This window comes from Serratia inhibens, assembly GCF_003591175.1.
GTDB classification, from domain to species: Bacteria; Pseudomonadota; Gammaproteobacteria; order Enterobacterales; family Enterobacteriaceae; genus Serratia; species Serratia inhibens.
In genome coordinates, this window is sequence record NZ_QYYG01000001.1 from 1 (window position 1) to 18,603 (window position 18,603).

Sequence of the window (18,603 nt, forward strand, 5' to 3'; positions counted from 1 at the left end):
GTGGAAGCTGTGTTTACCAAGGTCGATACCAATCAGCGTAACGTTTTGCATGATGATCCCCTTCAGAAAGAAAAACACCCTGTCAGCGTACGCCTCACAGGGTGGGGGTGACCATCTCATTAGGGCCGCTGTTGCGGCCCTTGTCACATCTGCAGACAGCCTGGAATCAGGCCTGCTGCTTCCTGAATAAACTCAGCACAAACAGCACCGCAGCGCTCAGCACCACAGATGGGCCGGCCGGGGTATCGTAAAATGCCGAGAAGGCCAGCCCGCCAGTGACGGCAAGCATGCCTGTCAGCACCGCATAACCGGCCATTTGCTCAGGCGTACGGGCGAAACGACGAGCCGTCGCCGCCGGAATAATCAGCAAAGAAGTGATGATCAGCGCGCCGACGAACTTCATCGCCAGACCAATGGTCAGAGCGGTGACCAGCATCAGCACGGTGCGCGCCCGTACCAGATTAACGCCGTCTACATGCGCCAGCTCAGGGCTGATGGTCATCGACAGCAGGTTGCGCCACTGCCACCACAGGATCAGCAGCACGACGCTGACGCCGATACCAATCATCCAGATATCGCTAAAGGTGACAGACAACAGATCGCCAAACAGGTAAGCCATCAGATCGACCCGCACGTTGGACATTAGCGCCACCACCACCAAACCCAGCGACAGCGCGCTATGCGCCATAATGCCGAGCAGGGTATCAACGGAAAGTTGCGGCCGGCGCTCCAGCCACACCAGCACCAGAGCCAGCACCAGCGTTACGGCAATCACCGCATAAAAAGGATTCACATCCAACAGCAGGCCGAAGGCCACACCAAGCAGCGAGGCGTGCGCCAAGGTATCGCCAAAGTAGGACATTCGGCGCCAGACAACAAATGAGCCTAGCGGGCCGGCGGCCCCAGCCAGCAGCACCCCGGCCAGCCAGCCGGGTAATAACAGTTCGATCATGCCTCACGGCCCCCGGTTTTCTTCAACACGATTCGTCCTTGCAGGTCGTGACGGTGGTTATGGTGGTGGCGATAAACCGCCAGCTGCTCCGCTCCCCGATTACCAAACATGGCGATAAATTCAGGGTGCATGGAGACCACTTCCGGCGCGCCGGAACAGCAGATGTGTTGGTTGAGACACAGCACTTCATCGGTTTTTGCCATCACCAGATGCAGGTCATGGGAAACCATCAATACCGCACAGCCCAACTCTTTACGCAGTTGATCGATCAGATCGTACAGCGCCAGTTGGCCGTTGACGTCGACCCCCTGCGTCGGTTCATCCAGCACCAGCAACTGCGGTTTATTCAACAGCGCACGTGCCAGCAGAACCCGCTGGTTTTCGCCGCCGGAGAGCTTTTGCATCGGTTGATCGAGCAGATGAGCCGCCTGCACGCGTTTCAGCGCAGGCAGGATATCAGCTTTTTTTACACCGGGTTTCAGGCGCATAAAACGGCTGACGGTGAGTGGCAGGGTGGCGTCGAGGTGCAGTTTTTGCGGCACATAACCGATGCGCAGGCCCGGCTCGCGCACAATGGTGCCTTCGGTTGGCGCAATTAGCCCCAGCACCACCCGTACCAGCGTAGATTTACCCGCGCCGTTAGGGCCGAGCAGCGTCAGAATACGGCCCGGCTGGAGGTTGAGCGAAATATTCGACAGAACCTTGCGGCTACCAAAGGTGACGGTGATATTTTTTAGCGTTGTCAGTGTAGACATCTCGTGATTACATTTTGCAGAACTAACCGAATGTTATAATATCACGCCTCGCTGATGAAAACGACGGGATTACTGAGAATGGCACAGAAAAATAAATGGCTGCAACGTACGCTGCTGGCCAGCGCATTGATGATGGTCGGGCCGCTGAACGGCGCTTATGCCGCGGTAGTGACTTCCATTCGTCCTCTGGGGTTTATCGCTTCTGCGATAGCCGATGGCGTGACACCCACCGAGGTGCTGTTGCCGGATGGTGCTTCGCCGCATGATTTTGCTCTGCGGCCTTCCGATATCCAACGCCTGCGTGCCGCCGATCTGGTGGTGTGGGTGGGGCCGGACATGGAAGCTTTTCTGACCAAGTCGTTAACTCCGGTTTCGGCCAATCGGCAGTTGGCTATCAGCGAACTTAACGGGATCAAACCCTTGTTGATGAAGGGCGACGATGATCACGATCATGGCAATGATCATGCAGCCGATGCGCATAATCATGCGGATCATGAAGAAGAGGACGGCCATCATCACGGCGAATATAATATGCACGTTTGGTTGTCCCCGGAAGTGGCAAAAGTGACCGCGATCGCGATTCACGACAGGTTATTGGAACTTATGCCGCAAAATAAGGACAAATTAGACGCAAACCTGCGCCAGTTCGAGAATCTGCTGACGCAAACTGACAAAAATGTTGGTAACATGCTTAGGCCTGTGCAAGGTAAGGGATATTTTGTTTTTCATGACGCTTACGGCTACTTTGAAAAACACTTCGGCTTGAGCCCACTGGGCCATTTTACCGTTAATCCCGAAATACAGCCTGGAGCACAGCGCTTACACCAAATTCGAACACAGTTGGTTGAGCAGAAAGCAGTCTGCGTTTTTGCTGAGCCACAATTCAGACCGGCCGTAATCAATGCCGTTGCCAAGGGGACCAAAGTGCGTTCTGGAACGCTGGACCCGCTGGGCACCGGCATCGCACTGGGGAAAGACAGCTACGGGAACTTCCTGACTCAGCTGTCAAGCCAGTACGTGAGCTGCCTGAAGTAAAGATTATGAGGATAATATCGAGTGCAGCAGATAGTCCGAACTATCGCTCTGGCGTATAACAATCTGCCACGGCCCCATCGCGTCATGCTGGGGTCGCTGACAGTGGTCACACTGGCCGTTGCCGTTTGGCGGCCTTTTGTTTATCACCCAGATCATAACCCTATCGTTAAGAATATCGAGTTAGAATCCAGCCAGTTACGGTCCTTACTGCCAGAAGCCAGTGAGCCGATCGACCTTGACCAAGCCACTCCCGATGATGACATCCCACAGGATGAGCTGGACCAGAAGGTCGCCGGCGAAGATGGCGTGCATGAATATGTAGTTTCTACCGGCGATACGCTGGGCAGCATTCTGACCCAGTACGGCATAGATATGTCAGACGTATCTCTGCTCGCATCGCAAAATCGCGACCTGCGTAATCTGAAGATCGGTCAGCAACTGTCGTGGACGGTAAACGATGCCGGCGATCTGCAACGTTTGACCTGGGAAATTTCTCGGCGTGAAACCCGTACCTACGATCGCGTAGGCAACAGTTTCAAGGAAACTCAGGAAGCCCAACAGGGCGAGTGGCGTAATAACGTGATCAGCGGCCGCCTCAATGGCAGTTTCGTCAGCAGCGCCAGTGATGCCGGCCTGAGCCGCGCCGAAATCAATGCGGTGATCAAAGCGCTGCAGTGGCAGTTGGATTTCCGCAAACTGCGCAAAGGCGACCAATTCTCGGTATTGATGTCCCGCGAACACTTTGACGGCAAGAGCTCGCAAAGCCAGTTGCTGGGCGTGCGCATGCGTTCCGGCGGCAAGGATTATTACGCCATCCGCGCCGAAGACGGCAAATTCTATGATCGTCAAGGCTCCGGCCTGGCGCGCGGCTTTATGCGCTTCCCAACCATGAAGCAGTTCCGCATTTCTTCAAACTTCAATCCGCGCCGGGTGAATCCGGTAACCGGGCGCATTGCGCCGCACAAAGGCGTCGATTTTGCGATGCCGGTTGGTACTCCGGTGCTGGCGGTGGGGGACGGTGAAGTATTGATCGCCAAACGCAGCGGTGCCGCAGGCAATTATGTGGCGATTCGCCATGGTCGCCAGTACACCACACGTTATATGCACCTGAAAAAACTGCTGGTTAAGCCAGGGCAGAAGGTGAAACGTGGCGACCGTATCGCGTTATCGGGCAACACCGGTCGTTCTACCGGGCCGCACCTGCATTTCGAAATGTGGACCAACCAACAGGCAGTCAACCCATTGACGGCGAAACTGCCGCGCTCTGAAGGGCTGAGCGGTAAAGATCGCAGCGATTATCTGGCGCAGGTGAAGGAAGTGGTTCCTCAACTTCAGCTGGATTGATCCTTCTGTTCGGGCGCGTTGCCGCGCCAGTGATCCCATCGGCCTGATTGCGGGCCGATGCTGTTTTATATTGGCGATTCGTGGTTGTTAATTGCAAAATCATTCTTTGCAATTATGATTAGCCGAACCGCTAAGTTAAGAGCTTGTGCATGCAAAACGAGAAAAAATCGAACCTGGAGTTCATCCCGCAATTTCAAAAAGCCTTTTACCATCCGCGCTACTGGGGCGTTTGGCTGGGAACCGGGTTGATGGCCGGTATTTCACTGATCCCTGCTCGCTTGCGCGACCCGGTGCTCGGAGCCGTGGGCAAGTTGGCCGGCAAAGTGGCCAAAAGCGCGCGCCGCCGTGCGCGTATCAACTTGCTGTATTGCCTGCCGGAAGTACCGGAGAACGAACGCGAGCATATTATTGACGAGATGTTCGCCACCGCACCGCAATCGATGATTCTGATGGCGGAACTGGCCTGCACCAAACCGGAGAAAGTGCTGAAGCGCGTGCGTTGGCATGGTGAAGAGGTGCTGGATAAGATCCGCGAGGAAGGCCGAAACGTGATTTTCCTGGTGCCGCATGGTTGGGCGGTGGATGTGCCCGCAATGCTGATGGCGGCGCGTGGCCAGCCGATGGCGGCGATGTTCCACAACCAAAGCAATCCCCTGGTGGATTATCTGTGGAATGCGGTGCGCCGTAAGTTCGGTGGCCGGATGCATGCGCGCAATGACGGCATCAAGCCATTTATCAGTTCAGTGCGTCAGGGGTATTGGGGCTATTATCTGCCCGATCAGGATCACGGTGCCGAACACAGCGAGTTCGTCGACTTTTTCGCTACCTATAAAGCGACGTTGCCGGCGGTAGGCCGTTTGATGAAGGTGTGCCGTGCGGCAATCGTGCCTTTGTTCCCGGTGTATGACGGCAAAACCAGCATGTTGGATATCTATATTCGCCCGCCGATGGATGATTTGGCCGTGGCTGACGATCCCTATATTGCGCGCCGCATGAATGAAGAAGTTGAGAATTTGGTGGGGCCGAATCCAGAGCAGTACACCTGGATCCTCAAACTGCTGAAAACGCGTAAAGAAGGGGAAACCGAGCCCTATTCGCGCGACGATTTGTATCGCTAAGCGACATCGTCGCTCAGGCCTGAAGGGCCAGTCATCGAAAGGTGTCTGGCCCTTTGTTTTTGCTGCGCTTATATATGTACCAGGCAGCCCTGCGCAATCAACGGCTCCAGCACCGCCGGCATCTGGGCGAAGTTGTTCCAGCGCAAATCCAATCGCCGCAGGCGAGTCAATGCCGCCATGCTGTCCGGCAGCTCACACAAGCGGTTGGCACGCAGATCAAGCGTGGTGAGCGTGGTTAGTTGACCAAAGCCGTCTGGAAGCTGCCGTAGCCGATTAGAGCGCAGATTGAGGTCGGTCAGGTTGGCCAGGTGGCAGAGTGCCGCAGGCAGCTTGCTGATGGCGTTATTTTCCACGTCCAGTACCGCCAGTTCAGGGCATTGCGAGATTTCTTCAGGCAGCGTTTCCAGGCGATTGTTCATCAGATGCAGTTCCCGCAGCGCGGTCAACTGGCCGATGGTAGCCGGCAGCGCGGTAATCTGGTTGTTATATAGCCTCAATTCCTGCAAACCACTCAATTGAACAATGGCAGCAGGCAGTTCGCTTAGTTGGTTATCGGTCACGTTCAGATAACGCAATTTATGCAAGCAGCCCAGCTCGCTGGGCAGCGTGCTGAAAGCGTTGTCGCTCAGATAAAGATAAGTCAGTTCGCTGAGTTGGCCGATGCCGGCGGGCACCCGGTCGGCTTTGTTGTGGCCGCAATCCAGCATCGCCAGCTTTTGCAATTGACCTAGTTCTTCCGGCAGTTCACTGAGTTGGTTGCAAGAGATATTCAGTACCTGCAGGTCGCGATGCTGAAAAATTTGCGCCGGGAACTGGCGGAGGCGATTGCCGTACAAGCTGATTTTCAGTAATGCGCTACCCTGCAGGTGGGATCCCTCCAGGCTTTCCAGCCCCTGGCCGTCAAGATCCAGTTCAAGCGAGCTGCAGTTTTGCTGTGGGTGTTGATGAAGCATCTTGGCTCTCCGTTTGCCGTCGTGGCGACTGGAGACGAGTTTATCAGGCGGAAAGAGCGGTGCGGGAAAAAATGCCGGCCGCGTTAACGGCCGGCGGCAAGCGCGATTACTCGACGCGCAGGATACGGCTGGTGTTGGTGGTGCCAACGGTTTCCATCACGTCGCCCTGCGTCACGATAACCAGGTCGCCTGAAACCAGGAAGCCTTTGTCGCGCAGGCGATTCACCGCATCATTGGCCGCGACGACGCCGTCGTTATGGCTGTCGAAGTAAACCGGGGTAACGCCGCGATAGAGCGCGGTCAGGTTCAGCGTGTGCTCATGACGTGACATGGCGAAGATCGGCAACCCGGAGCTGATGCGGGACATCATCAGCGCAGTACGGCCTGATTCTGTCATGGCGATCAGTGCAGTTACGCCTTTCAGGTGGTTGGCTGCGTACATTGAAGACATGGCAATGGCTTCTTCGATGTTGTCGAACTGCACGTCCAAGCGGTGTTTGGAAACGTTGATGCTTGGGATCTTTTCAGCGCCCAAACAAACACGTGCCATTGCCGCTACGGTTTCGGCCGGGTACTGGCCCGCTGCGGTTTCGGCAGACAGCATGACGGCGTCGGTACCATCCAGCACGGCGTTCGCCACGTCCATGACTTCGGCGCGGGTTGGCATCGGGTTGGTGATCATCGATTCCATCATCTGGGTCGCGGTGATGACGGCGCGGTTCAGCGTGCGGGCGCGACGGATCAGTTTTTTCTGGATGCCGACCAGTTCAGGATCGCCGATTTCGACACCCAGGTCGCCACGGGCAACCATCACCACGTCGGAAGCCAGGATGATGTCGTCCATTGCTTCGTCGCTGCACACGGCTTCGGCACGTTCAACTTTAGAAACGATCTTGGCGTTGCAACCTGCATCGCGCGCCAGACGGCGTGCGTAGTTCAGATCTTCGCCGGTACGCGGGAAGGAAACCGCCAGATAGTCGACGCCGATTTTCGCCGCGGTGATGATATCGGCTTTATCTTTCTCGGTCAGGGCTTCTGCGGACAGGCCACCGCCCAGCTTGTTGATGCCTTTGTTGTTGGACAGCGGGCCGCCAACGGTCACTTCGGTAAACACTTTCATGCCCTGAACTTCGAGCACTTTCAGCTGTACGCGGCCGTCGTCCAGCAGCAGTACGTCGCCCGGTACCACGTCGGCTGGCAGGCCTTTATAGTCGATACCGACTTTTTCTTTATCGCCTTCACCTTTTGACATGTTGGCATCGAGCAGGAATTTGTCACCAATATTGAGGAAGATTTTGCCTTCCTTAAAGGTGGAAACGCGGATTTTCGGCCCTTGCAGGTCGCCCAGAATAGCGACGTGACGCCCCAGTTTGGCAGCGATTTCGCGCACTTTATCTGCACGAGCCTGATGATCTTCCGCGCTGCCGTGGGAAAAGTTGAGCCGAACCACGTTAGCGCCTGCGGCAATGATCTTTTCCAGATTATTGTCGCGGTCAGTAGCCGGGCCAAGGGTGGTAACAATTTTGGTTCTTCTGAGCCGTCTGGACATGTATTACTCCGTTGACTGGTGAAGCAAAGTATTGGTGTTGCGATAACGTCGGATAACGAAACCAGGAGTGAAATGTAATTTTACTACACTGATGTTTCACCCGGGTTACCCGCATGAGCGTTTTACAGGTACTGCATCTAATACTGCCGTTCGAATCTTCCCGGCAGGTTTTTTACATCGGTTACGAGTCGAAATTATTCGGGATAACCGCACCCTTATCAAAGCGCGATTCTTTTAACGCTTCCTTGACCCGCTTCAAGTTATCTCTGAATTTAGCCCCTCTGCGCAAGGTAAATCCGGTGGCCAGAACGTCGATGAGCGTTAATTGCGCAATTCGGGACACCATCGGCATATAAACGTCAGTATCCTCCGGCACATCAAGCAGCAGAGACAGCGTCGCCGCATGGGCGAGAGGGGTATCGCGGGAGGTGATGGCGATCACCGTGGCGTCGTTTTCACGCGCCAGTTGCGCCATTTCAACCAGGTTTTTGGTGCGGCCGGTGTGGGAAATCAGCACCACCACGTCGCCTTCGCTGGAGTTCATGCATCCCATGCGCTGCATGACGATGTCATCGAAGTAGACCACCGGGATATTAAAACGGAAAAATTTGTTCATCGCGTCGTGGGCGACCGCCGCCGACGCGCCTAAACCAAAGAAAGAGATCTTTTTTGCCTGCGTAAGCAGGTCAACCGCACGATTGATTGCGGCAATATCTAAATTTGCCTTTACTGTATCCAGACAGGCCATTACCGATTCAAATATTTTACCGGTGTAGGAATCGACGCTGTCATCTTCCTCCACGTTGCGATTTACGTAAGGGGTGCCGTTGGCCAGGCTTTGCGCCAGATGCAGCTTGAAATCCGGGAAACCCTTGGTATCGAGACGGCGGCAAAAACGATTGACGGTAGGTTCGCTGACGTCCGCCATTTTGGCCAGCGTTGCGATACTGGAGTGAATGGCGGTTTGCGGGGAGGCCAGGATCACCTCGGCGACTTTCCTTTCAGATTTGCTCAGGAGCTCCAGATGGCTCTGGATTTTTTCCAGCGTATTCATATAACGAGAGTCACTCATGGTTTTATACCCGCAATCTTTCAAGTTTCCACCTGAAATCCATCGGATATGTCGATTTCAATCAAAGGAGAAATCAATGCCGGTTTAATGAAAATATACTACGTGCCGGTAACCGTTGGCAGTCTCGACAGAGGGTATGCAGACTTTTTTCATCAGAACATGACCTGTGTCTAACTTTCATAATGGTAAAAGAGCGTCAAAAAAGACAGAAAATTACAGTTTTTGGTTTCGGCGGCGGCGTTTAGGCCCGATCGCGCTTAACACTGGAGTTTCTGGGGCTTTTTTTCTGCTTTTGATCCGGGTTTACTGGCCGTAGTCAAAGAGAGTACATTAGTAATGTAAGAAAATTACAAATATCCTGCAACGAGGAGATGAACATGGCGGTAACCTCTACAGCCCAGGCGTGTGACCTGGTTATTTTCGGCGCGAAGGGCGATTTGGCGCGTCGTAAGCTGCTGCCTTCCCTGTACCAGTTAGAAAAAGCCGGCCATATCCACCCGGAAACCCGGATTATCGGCGTTGGTCGTGCCGAGTGGGATAAAGAAGCCTATATCAAGGTGGTCAAGGAAGCGCTTGGCACCTTTATGAAAGAAAAGCTGGATGACGAACTCTGGGCCACGCTGAGCGCACGCCTGGATTTCTGCAACCTGGATGTGAACGACAGCAAAAACTTTACCAAACTGGGTAAAATGCTGGACCAGAAGCATCGCACCACCATCAACTATTTCGCCATGCCGCCAAGCACCTTCGGCGCGATCTGCAAAGGGTTGGGCGAGGCAAAGCTGAACCACGACCCGGCGCGCGTCGTGATGGAAAAACCGTTGGGCACCGATCTGGCGTCTTCCCGCGTGATCAACGATCAGGTGGCGGAATACTTCAACGAGTCCCAGGTTTACCGTATTGACCACTACCTCGGTAAAGAAACGGTGCTGAACCTGCTGGCGCTGCGTTTCGCCAACTCGCTGTTTGCCTCCAACTGGGACAACCGTACCATCGATTCCGTACAGATCACCGTGGCGGAAGAGGTGGGCATCGAAGGGCGTTGGGGTTACTTTGATCAGGCCGGCCAGATGCGCGACATGATCCAGAACCACCTGCTGCAAATTCTGACCATGATTGCCATGTCGCCACCGGCGGATTTGACCACCGATCGCATTCGTGACGAAAAAGTGAAGGTGCTGCGCTCGCTGCGCCGCATTAATCAGAGCAATGTGCGCGAAACCACGGTGCGCGGCCAATACACCGCCGGTTTTGTGCAGGGCAAAAAAGTGCCGGGCTATCTGGAAGAGGAAGGGGCGAACAAAAGCAGCAACACCGAAACCTTCGTCTCTATCCGCGTGGATATCGACAACTGGCAGTGGGCCGGCGTGCCGTTCTATCTGCGTACCGGCAAGCGCCTGCCGACCAAATGTTCTGAAGTAGTGGTTTACTTCAAGAACCCGCCGTTGAACCTGTTCAGCGACTCTTACCAGCAACTGCCGCAGAACAAGTTGACCATTCGTCTGCAGCCGGATGAAGGTATCGAGATCCAGGTACTGAATAAGGTACCGGGGTTGGATCACAAGCACCGCCTGCAAACCACCAAGCTGGATCTGAGCTTCTCGGAAACCTTCAATCAGGAGCACGTGGCAGACGCCTACGAGCGCTTGCTGCTGGAGACCATGCGCGGTATTCAGGCGCTGTTCGTGCGTCGTGACGAGGTGGAAGAAGCCTGGAAATGGGTGGACTCCATCATGGACGCCTGGAAAGCGGACAACGAAGCGCCGAAGCCGTACCAGTCCGGTACCTGGGGCCCGGTAGCCTCGGTCGCGATGATCACCCGCGATGGCCGTTCCTGGAACGAGTTCGAGTAACAGGTCGCCGGCAGTTTATCTGCCGGCATTTTTTTGCCCGTTGAACGCGGGACAACAACCTCACTTAGGGTACGGCCGGACGCCCGCATTAACTTGCGGAGCCCTGTGGCAGGGGCGTGCCATTTATAAACCGTAAGTAGTGGAGAAGGTATTAATGAAAAACTGGAAAACCAGCGCAGAACAAATCCTGACGGCAGGCCCGGTGGTTCCGGTCATTGTGATCAATAAACTGGAACATGCGGTGCCGCTGGCCAGGGCGCTGGTCGCCGGTGGTGTTCGCGTGCTGGAGGTGACACTACGTACCGCCTGCGCCATGGAGGCGATCCGCACCATCGCCCAAGAAGTGCCGGAGGCGATTATCGGCGCAGGTACGGTGATTAATCCCCAGCAGTTGCAAGAAGTGACTGAGGCCGGTGCGCAATTCGCTATCAGCCCAGGCCTGACCGAGGCGCTGCTGAAAGCCGCTACCGCAGGAACCATTCCGTTAATTCCGGGCATCAGCACCGTTTCAGAGCTGATGTTGGGCATGGATCACGGGTTGCGCGAATTCAAGTTCTTCCCTGCAGAAGCCAACGGCGGCGTGAAAGCGTTGCAGGCTATCGGCGGCCCATTCCCGCAGGTGCGTTTTTGTCCGACCGGTGGCATCACGCCGAATAACTACCGAGATTACCTGGCGCTGAAAAGCGTGCTGTGCATCGGCGGATCCTGGCTGGTGCCGGCCGATGCGTTGGAGATCGGCGACTACGAACGCATCAGCGAACTGGCGCGCAGCGCCGTCAAGGGCGCTGCGTTGTAACCCGCGCCGAGCCTGGGTTCGGCGATAGTTTGCCCATCCCTGAAATCATCAAGGTTCAACGGCGCGTTGAACCTTTTTTTATTTTTAAAATGCTTAACTTTCTTATTTTTAACCCGTTTTTTTCTGTTTTCTGTGAAAAATGGCAGTTTGCTTTATTATTTTGGCTATGGTACAAATATCGCAGTTGAAAATTTCACTTTTATGAGGATATTGGGCAAATCGCACGGTGTGCGGCTGAGAATAGAGAATAATTATGATGAAACTTAATGGAACCACCCTCAAAACCTCTACTTGCCAACTTTTCCTGTCTGCCATCCTTGCCAGTGAGCATCACTGGTGCAGCGAGCTATAGCGTCTTTCTCCCTTAACCGGTGCTGGTGACAGGCTCAGTCCTTCGTCATTCCGCGTAGCCGGGCAAACATTTTTATTACGTTTGGGTCAGTTTATCCCCAGGGATCTCTGCGTCGTCAGCGCCTCGTTGCGCCTGTCCGACGAGATAAATCGGGATAAATATGCCTTAGCGTGCGTTATTCGCCGTTTGGGAGAAAAATCATGATTTATTGGATCTTTTTGGGTTTGGCTATCGTGGCCGAAATTATCGGTACTCTGTCAATGAAATACGCCAGTATCAGCGGTGGCATGACCGGTCATATTGTGATGTATGTGATGATCACCGCTTCTTACGTAATGTTGTCGCTGGCGATAAAACGCGTCGCCCTTGGCGTGGCTTATGCGCTGTGGGAAGGCATCGGTATCCTGTTTATCACGCTGTTCAGCGTATTGTGGTTTGATGAGCCGATCTCTGCGTTGAAAGTGTTGGGTCTGGTGACGCTGATTGCCGGCATCATGCTGGTGAAGTCCGGTACCCGCAAGGATCGAAAACAGGTCAGCCCGCGAGGTGACAACCATGCAACAGCTTGAGTTGTACCACATCGGGTTTCTGGCACTGGCGATTGTCTTGGAAATTGTCGCCAACATCTTTCTGAAAATGTCGGACGGCTTCCGTAAAATGTGGATGGGTCTGTTGTCTCTGCTGTCGGTGTTGGGCGCGTTCAGTGCGCTGGCGCAGGCGGTGAAGGGGATTGATCTGTCGGTGGCCTATGCGCTTTGGGGCGGTTTCGGTATTGCCGCGACCATTGCTGCCGGTTGGATCCTGTTCGGCCAGCGGCTGAATGCCAAGGGCTGGATCGGCCTGGCGCTGCTGTTGGCGGGCATGGTGATTATCAAACTGGCTTAATCAGCGCGCAGAATGACAAAGTAAAAACCGCGGGGGTCACTCCCTGCGGTTTTTTGTTTACAGCGCGGCGATAATCTTGATTTCAACCTTGTACTTCGGGTTCATTAATTTGGCCTGCACGGTGCAGCGTACCGGCGCGCTGCCGGCGACCACCCAGGCATCCCAGGCGGCGTTCATCGCGGCGAAGTCGGCAGCGTCAGCCAGGAAAATCGTGGCATCCAGCACTCGGCTCTTGTCGGAGCCAACGCGAGCCAGCAGCACGTCAATGGCTGCCAGGGTGTTTGCCGTCTGTGCTGTGGCGTCGTCATCCAGATTTTCCGGCACGCTGGTGTAATAGACGGTGTCGTTGTGAACCACGGCTTCGGACCAGCGCTGATCGGGGTCAATGCGTTCGATATTCATTCAGTTATCTCCATATCATCATCACCTTAAGGGTAACACAGCCAACGGTAGAAATGCGTGGCGATAAACCCGTCGTCTTTCAAGCTACAGTCCTGTTACCTGCACTGTGCTGTACAGGGATATGCAAATGCCGCGAGCGCGTGGATGCGCCAGAGCGACCAACTTGAAAGCCATCGGCTAAAAGTCGGTGGTAGCCGTGCGGCAGGATTGGCATAATCACCGCTGAATTACACTGGCAGAGAGATAGCGTGACGGACGATTTCGCAACAGACGGCGCACTGGCGCAGGCAATCAAGGGTTTCAAACCGCGCGAACCTCAGCGGCAGATGGCGGAAGCCGTAACCGAAGCCATTAATTTCAAACAGGAGCTGGTGGTCGAAGCGGGCACCGGCACCGGTAAAACCTTCGCCTATTTGGCGCCGGCGCTGCGTGCCGATCGCAAAGTGATTATTTCCACCGGTTCAAAGGCCCTGCAAGACCAGCTTTACGCGCGCGATCTGCCTACCGTCGCCAAAGCGCTCAAGTACAAAGGCAAGATGGCGTTGCTGAAGGGCCGCTCCAACTATCTGTGCCTGGAACGCCTGGAGCAACAATCGATGGCCGGCGGTGAGTTGGCCGGGCAGACGCTGATCGATCTGGTTCATCTGCGTAAATGGTCGTCATTGACCAAAGAAGGCGACATCAGCAGTTGCAGCGACGTGGCGGAAGACAGCTTTATCTGGCCGCTGGTGACCAGCACCAACGACAACTGCCTGGGCAGCGACTGCCCGCTGTATAAAGATTGCTTTGTGGTCAAAGCCCGCCGTCGGGCCATGGATGCTGACGTTATCGTGGTGAACCATCATCTGTTTCTGGCGGATATGGTGGTGAAAGAGGGCGGGTTTGCCGAGTTGATTCCTGAAGCCGACGTGATGATTTTCGACGAAGCCCATCAGATCCCGGATATTGCCAGCCAGTATTTCGGCAAGCAGCTGACCAGCCGCCAACTGTTGGATCTGGCTAAAGACATTACCATTGCCTACCGTACCGAAGTCCGTGACGCCGCGCAGTTGCAAAAAAGCGCCGATCGCCTCAGCCAGAGCACCCAGGATTTCCGTTTGATGTTGGGAGAACCGGGGTTTCGCGGCAACCTGCGTGACGTGCTCAGTCAACCGAACGTGCAGCGCGCCCTGCTGCTGCTCGATGACGCGCTGGAGCTGTGCTACGACGTGGTTAAACTGTCCCTCGGCCGCTCGGCCTTGCTGGATGCCGCCTTCGAGCGCGCTACACTGTATCGTGCACGCCTCAAACGACTGAAAGAGGTCAATGAGCCGGGCTTCAGTTACTGGTATGAATGCAATTCACGCCACTTCGTGCTGGCGCTGACGCCGCTGACAGTGGCGGATCGCTTCCGTGAGCTGCTGGATGAGAAACCGGGCAGCTGGATTTTCACCTCGGCAACGCTGTCGGTCAATGAGCAAATGGGGCACTTTACCGAACGGTTGGGCCTGACCAAAGCCAAGACCTTGCTGCTGCCTAGCCCGTTCGACTACGCCAAACAGGCGTTGCTGTGCGTACCGCGTTTTCTGCCTTCGCCCAATCAACCCGGCGGCGCCCGCCAGCTGGCGCGCATGCTGCGACCCTTGATTGAAGCTAATAACGGGCGCTGTTTCTTCCTTTGCACCTCGCACCAGATGATGCGCGAACTGGCGGAGGAGTTCCGTGCCACCATGACGCTGCCGGTACTGTTGCAGGGGGAGACCAGCAAAGGCCAACTATTGGCGCAGTTTGTCGAAGCCGGCAACGCGTTGTTGGTGGCGACCAGCAGTTTCTGGGAAGGCGTGGACGTGCGCGGTGACGCGCTGTCTTGCGTGATCATCGACAAACTGCCGTTTACCTCGCCGGACGATCCGCTGTTGAAGGCGCGAATTGAAGACTGCCGGCTGCGTGGCGGCGATCCGTTCAACGACGTGCAATTGCCGGATGCGGTCATTACCCTGAAGCAGGGCGTCGGACGCCTGATCCGCGATACGGACGATCGCGGCGTGTTGGTGATCTGCGATAACCGCCTGGTGATGCGGCCTTATGGCGAGGTGTTCCTCAATAGTCTGCCGCCGACGCCGCGTACCCGGGATATCGCCCAGGCGATCGCCTTCCTGCAGGCTGAACGCTAGCGGATAGGCGCGGACACGGGGCTGTGCTACAATGCGCGCCCTGTTTTTTCCCGCCAGAGGTTGGTATGTCCACGCGAATTTTAGCGATCGATACGGCGACGGAAGCCTGTTCCGTTGCCATCTGGAATCAAGGCGAAGTCCACGCCCTGTTTGAACTGTGCCCACGTGAGCATACGCAACGCATTTTACCGATGGTACAGCAAGTGCTGGCGGAATCCGGTTTAACCCTTAATCAACTCGACGCACTGGCTTTTGGCCGTGGGCCCGGCAGTTTTACCGGCGTGCGTATCGGTATCGGCATCGCGCAAGGGCTGGCGCTGGGCGCCGGGTTACCAATGCTGGGCATTTCAACCTTGCAAACCATGGCGCAAGGTGCCTGGCGAGTTACCGGCGCCGACCGAGTGCTGGCGGCGATAGACGCGCGGATGGGGGAAGTCTACTGGGGCCAGTTTGAGCGTCTGCAAGACGGCAGTTGGCTGGAAAGCGAAGGTGAAGCGGTGCTTTCACCCCAGCAAGCGCTGGAACGTGCGCAAGGCCTGCAAGGCAACTGGGCGCATGTGGGTACCGGCTGGCAAACTTACCCGGACTTGATTGCGGGCGCTTCTCTGGGCCTGCGCGACGGGCAAATGCTGCTGCCGCAAGCGGAAGATATGCTACCGCTTGCGCTGTTTGCCTGGCAGCAAGGATTGGCGGTGGCGGTAGAAAATGCCGAACCGACTTACTTGCGTAACGAAGTCACCTGGAAAAAACTGCCTGGGCGCGAATAACGGCGCCTATTGTGCTGAGGTTGAATTCGGGCTATGAATGATCTGCAACTTGCTCAGCGATTTGCTGTCAAAGTTACAGTCATTTCAGGAGATTGCGACGATGTTAACCCGCACTGTAAGTAACAACATGTCGCTGCTGGCCATGGCCTGCAGCGCGCTGGCATTGTCAGGTTGCGTAACCGTACCGGATGCGATTAAAGGCAGTACGGCAACGCCGGTGCAGCAGTTGTCTTCGGTGCAGAATGCGCCGAATCTGTTTGCCGGAGCTGAAGCCCGCTTTGGCGGCACCGTAGTGAACGTCGCTAACGAGCAGGGGCGCACGGTGCTGGAGATCGCGGCGGTGCCGCTCGATTCGGGTGCCCGGCCGATTTTGGGTGAGCCGTCGCGGGGCCGTTTGCTGGCTACGGTTAACGGTTTTCTGGAGCCGGTCGATTTCAAGGGGCAGTTGGTTACCGTTGTCGGGCCAATCACTGGGGTGAAAGAAGGCAAGATCGGCACGACGCAGTACAAGTTCGTGACGATGAACGCTACCGGTTACAAGCGCTGGCGCCTGACCCAGCAGGTGATGATGCCACCGGCGCCAATGGGGCCATGGGGCTGGCGTAGCGGTACCTGGGGCCCGGGTTGGGGGGTAGGGTACGGCTGGTACAATCCTGGTCCGGCACAGGTGCAAACCATCGTTACCGAGTAGGCTTTTGCTTGAGATCAACAAATTTTAATAGGGCGGCTCCGGCCGCCTTTTCTTTTGGCACAGGGAAATACCGCCAATTAGTGATGTATATCGCAACCTGAATTAATGTTTAAAACCAAACTGGTCTGCTGAGTTAAAATATTGTTATGGTTTGGCTGCATTCTTGGGGACTGCGATGATAATGAGCAATGATTTCAGGAGTAATACCTTGGATAAGGTCTGGTTAAAACGTTACCCGGCAGATGTTCCGGCAGAGATCGACGCCGATCGTTATTCATCTTTGGTCGAAATGTTTGAAAATGCGGTTCAGCGCTATGCCGATCAACCGGCTTTCATTAACATGGGCGAGATGATGACCTTCCGTAAGCTGGAAGAACGCAGTCGGGCCTTCGCCGCTTACCTGCAAAATGAGCTGGGCTTGCAGAAGGGCGATCGCGTTGCCCTGATGATGCCAAACCTGTTGCAGTATCCTATCGCGCTATTCGGTATTTTGCGCGCCGGCATGGTGGTGGTAAACGTTAACCCGCTGTATACGCCGCGCGAGCTGGAACACCAACTGAATGACAGCGGCGCCAGTGCCATCGTAATCGTCTCCAACTTTGCCCACACGTTGGAAAAAGTGGTGTTCAATACCCAGGTAAAGCATGTGATCCTGACGCGTATGGGCGATCAGCTCTCCACCGCCAAAGGCACGTTGGTTAACTTCGTGGTGAAATACATTAAGCGACTGGTGCCGAAATACCACCTGCCGGCCGCGATTTCTTTCCGTAGCGCTTTGCAGCGTGGGCGCCGCTTGCAGTATGTCAAACCTGGCATCATCAATTCCGATCTGGCGTTCCTGCAATATACCGGCGGTACCACTGGCGTGGCGAAAGGCGCGATGCTGACGCACCGCAATATGCAGGCCAATTTGGCGCAGTGCAACGCCGCCTACGGGCCGCTGTTCCGCGATGGTCAGGAATTGATAGTCACTGCATTGCCGCTCTACCATATCTTTGCGCTGACGGTGAATTGCCTGCTGTTTCTCGAGTTGGGCGGACGTAATTTGCTGATTACCAACCCGCGCGATATTCCGGGGTTGGTGAAAGAGCTGGCCAAATACCCATTCACTGCCATCAGCGGCGTCAATACGCTGTTTAATGCGCTGCTCAATAATGAAGATTTTCACAAGCTGGATTTTTCGACTTTGCGTTTCTCGGTCGGCGGCGGGATGTCGGTACAGAAGGCGGTTGCGGACAAGTGGGAGAAGGTCACCGGCCGGCATTTGCTTGAGGGCTATGGCCTGACAGAATGTGCGCCGCTGGTCACCTGTAACCCGCACGATCTGACGCACTACAGCGGCAGCATCGGCCTGCCGGTATCTTCCACCGATATTCGGCTGGTGGATGATAATGGGCACGATGTGCCGGTGGGGGAACCGGGCGAACTGTGGGTTAAAGGACCGCAAGTTATGTTAGGCTATTGGCAGCGGCCGGACGCCACCGATGAAGTGTTAAAAGAGGGCTGGCTCGCAACCGGCGATATAGTTACAGTGGACGAGTCGGGCTTTGTACGCGTGGTCGACCGCAAGAAAGACATGATTCTGGTTTCCGGTTTTAACGTTTACCCGAATGAGATCGAAGATGTGGTCAGCCAGCATCCGAAGGTGCTGGAATCCGCGGCGATTGGCGTACCGAATGACGTATCCGGTGAAACGGTCAAGATTTGCGTGGTGAAGAAAGACGCCTCTCTGACCAAGGAAGAGCTGTTGACCCATTGCCGTCGGTACCTGACCGGGTATAAAGTGCCTAAAATTGTTGAGTTCCGCGACGAGTTGCCGAAATCTAACGTCGGTAAAATTTTGCGGCGAGAACTGCGTGATGAGCAGAAAAAGCCGCTAGCGGCAGATGCAGCCTAGGTTATCATCCACGCCTTACAGATCAACAA

The 18,603-nt window shown here is 55.4% G+C and carries 17 protein-coding genes; 11 read left to right on the forward strand and 6 right to left on the reverse strand.

Annotation, left to right across the window (positions count from 1 at the left end):
• Window positions 1–166: 166 nt before the first annotated feature.
• Together znuB and znuC are read right to left on the reverse strand one after the other, a co-directional pair.
• A complete protein-coding gene (gene znuB / locus D4100_RS00005) occupies window positions 167–952 on the reverse strand; it encodes a zinc ABC transporter permease subunit ZnuB (RefSeq protein ID WP_065506327.1) in 786 nt (261 codons plus the stop codon).
• A complete protein-coding gene (gene znuC, locus D4100_RS00010; protein ID WP_065506326.1) occupies window positions 949–1,707 on the reverse strand; it encodes a zinc ABC transporter ATP-binding protein ZnuC in 759 nt (252 codons plus the stop codon). The genes znuB and znuC overlap by 4 nt, the downstream gene beginning before the upstream one ends.
• Before the next feature lie 78 nt (window positions 1,708–1,785).
• Between znuC and znuA the strand changes: the two genes are divergently transcribed.
• The 3 genes from znuA (at window position 1,786) to lpxM (ending at window position 5,204) form a co-directional block, all read left to right on the forward strand.
• A complete protein-coding gene (znuA, locus tag D4100_RS00015) occupies window positions 1,786–2,742 on the forward strand; it encodes a zinc ABC transporter substrate-binding protein ZnuA (protein WP_065506325.1) in 957 nt (318 codons plus the stop codon).
• A gap of 21 nt (window positions 2,743–2,763) precedes the next feature.
• A complete protein-coding gene (mepM, locus tag D4100_RS00020) occupies window positions 2,764–4,086 on the forward strand; it encodes a murein DD-endopeptidase MepM (RefSeq protein WP_065506324.1) in 1,323 nt (440 codons plus the stop codon).
• Window positions 4,087–4,235: 149 nt separating this feature from the next.
• Window positions 4,236–5,204: a lauroyl-Kdo(2)-lipid IV(A) myristoyltransferase gene (gene lpxM / locus D4100_RS00025; protein ID WP_065506323.1), complete on the forward strand. Its 969-nt coding sequence runs from the start codon at window positions 4,236–4,238 to the stop codon at window positions 5,202–5,204.
• A 68-nt stretch (window positions 5,205–5,272) separates the two neighbouring features.
• On the opposite strand, the gene D4100_RS00030 is transcribed toward lpxM, so the two are convergent.
• The 3 genes from D4100_RS00030 to D4100_RS00040 all read right to left on the reverse strand — a co-directional run bounded on the left by D4100_RS00030 (window position 5,273) and on the right by D4100_RS00040 (window position 8,760).
• Window positions 5,273–6,157 (reverse strand): leucine-rich repeat domain-containing protein, encoded by an 885-nt coding sequence (locus D4100_RS00030; RefSeq protein WP_065506322.1) that lies wholly within the window; start codon window positions 6,155–6,157, stop codon window positions 5,273–5,275.
• 106 nt (window positions 6,158–6,263) lie between these two features.
• Window positions 6,264–7,706, reverse strand: coding sequence for a pyruvate kinase (gene pyk, locus D4100_RS00035; protein ID WP_065506321.1), 1,443 nt, complete (start codon window positions 7,704–7,706; stop codon window positions 6,264–6,266).
• Between the two features lie 181 nt (window positions 7,707–7,887).
• A complete protein-coding gene (locus D4100_RS00040) occupies window positions 7,888–8,760 on the reverse strand; it encodes a MurR/RpiR family transcriptional regulator (RefSeq protein ID WP_006325867.1) in 873 nt (290 codons plus the stop codon).
• A gap of 395 nt (window positions 8,761–9,155) precedes the next feature.
• Between D4100_RS00040 and zwf the strand changes: the two genes are divergently transcribed.
• From zwf to mdtI, 4 genes are all read left to right on the forward strand, one after another.
• Entirely contained in the window at window positions 9,156–10,631 is a 1,476-nt protein-coding gene (zwf, locus tag D4100_RS00045; RefSeq protein ID WP_065506320.1) for a glucose-6-phosphate dehydrogenase, read from the forward strand.
• A gap of 154 nt (window positions 10,632–10,785) precedes the next feature.
• Window positions 10,786–11,427, forward strand: a complete 642-nt coding sequence (locus D4100_RS00050; RefSeq protein WP_119802508.1) for a bifunctional 4-hydroxy-2-oxoglutarate aldolase/2-dehydro-3-deoxy-phosphogluconate aldolase — start codon at window positions 10,786–10,788, stop codon at window positions 11,425–11,427.
• Between the two features lie 552 nt (window positions 11,428–11,979).
• Window positions 11,980–12,348, forward strand: coding sequence for a multidrug/spermidine efflux SMR transporter subunit MdtJ (mdtJ, locus tag D4100_RS00055; RefSeq protein ID WP_065506318.1), 369 nt, complete (start codon window positions 11,980–11,982; stop codon window positions 12,346–12,348).
• Window positions 12,335–12,664, forward strand: a complete 330-nt coding sequence (mdtI, locus tag D4100_RS00060) for a multidrug/spermidine efflux SMR transporter subunit MdtI (protein ID WP_065506317.1) — start codon at window positions 12,335–12,337, stop codon at window positions 12,662–12,664. Before mdtJ ends, mdtI begins: the two co-directional genes overlap by 14 nt.
• 57 nt (window positions 12,665–12,721) lie before the next feature.
• Here the strand turns inward: mdtI and D4100_RS00065 are convergent, their stop codons facing one another.
• A complete protein-coding gene (locus D4100_RS00065) occupies window positions 12,722–13,066 on the reverse strand; it encodes a RidA family protein (protein ID WP_065506316.1) in 345 nt (114 codons plus the stop codon).
• Window positions 13,067–13,314: 248 nt separating this feature from the next.
• On the opposite strand from D4100_RS00065, the gene D4100_RS00070 reads away from it, so the two are divergent.
• The 4 genes from D4100_RS00070 to fadD all read left to right on the forward strand — a co-directional run bounded on the left by D4100_RS00070 (window position 13,315) and on the right by fadD (window position 18,574).
• Complete coding sequence (locus D4100_RS00070) at window positions 13,315–15,219, forward strand: DNA repair helicase YoaA (RefSeq protein WP_065506315.1); 1,905 nt, start codon at window positions 13,315–13,317, stop codon at window positions 15,217–15,219.
• A 65-nt stretch (window positions 15,220–15,284) separates the two neighbouring features.
• Entirely contained in the window at window positions 15,285–15,986 is a 702-nt protein-coding gene (gene tsaB / locus D4100_RS00075; RefSeq protein ID WP_065506314.1) for a tRNA (adenosine(37)-N6)-threonylcarbamoyltransferase complex dimerization subunit type 1 TsaB, read from the forward strand.
• A 100-nt stretch (window positions 15,987–16,086) separates the two neighbouring features.
• Complete coding sequence (locus D4100_RS00080) at window positions 16,087–16,677, forward strand: Slp family lipoprotein (protein WP_119804081.1); 591 nt, start codon at window positions 16,087–16,089, stop codon at window positions 16,675–16,677.
• Window positions 16,678–16,885: 208 nt separating this feature from the next.
• The gene (gene fadD / locus D4100_RS00085) at window positions 16,886–18,574 is read left to right on the forward strand and encodes a long-chain-fatty-acid--CoA ligase FadD (RefSeq protein ID WP_065506313.1); all 1,689 of its coding nucleotides are present in this window, start codon (window positions 16,886–16,888) and stop codon (window positions 18,572–18,574) included.
• Window positions 18,575–18,603: the final 29 nt, after the last annotated feature.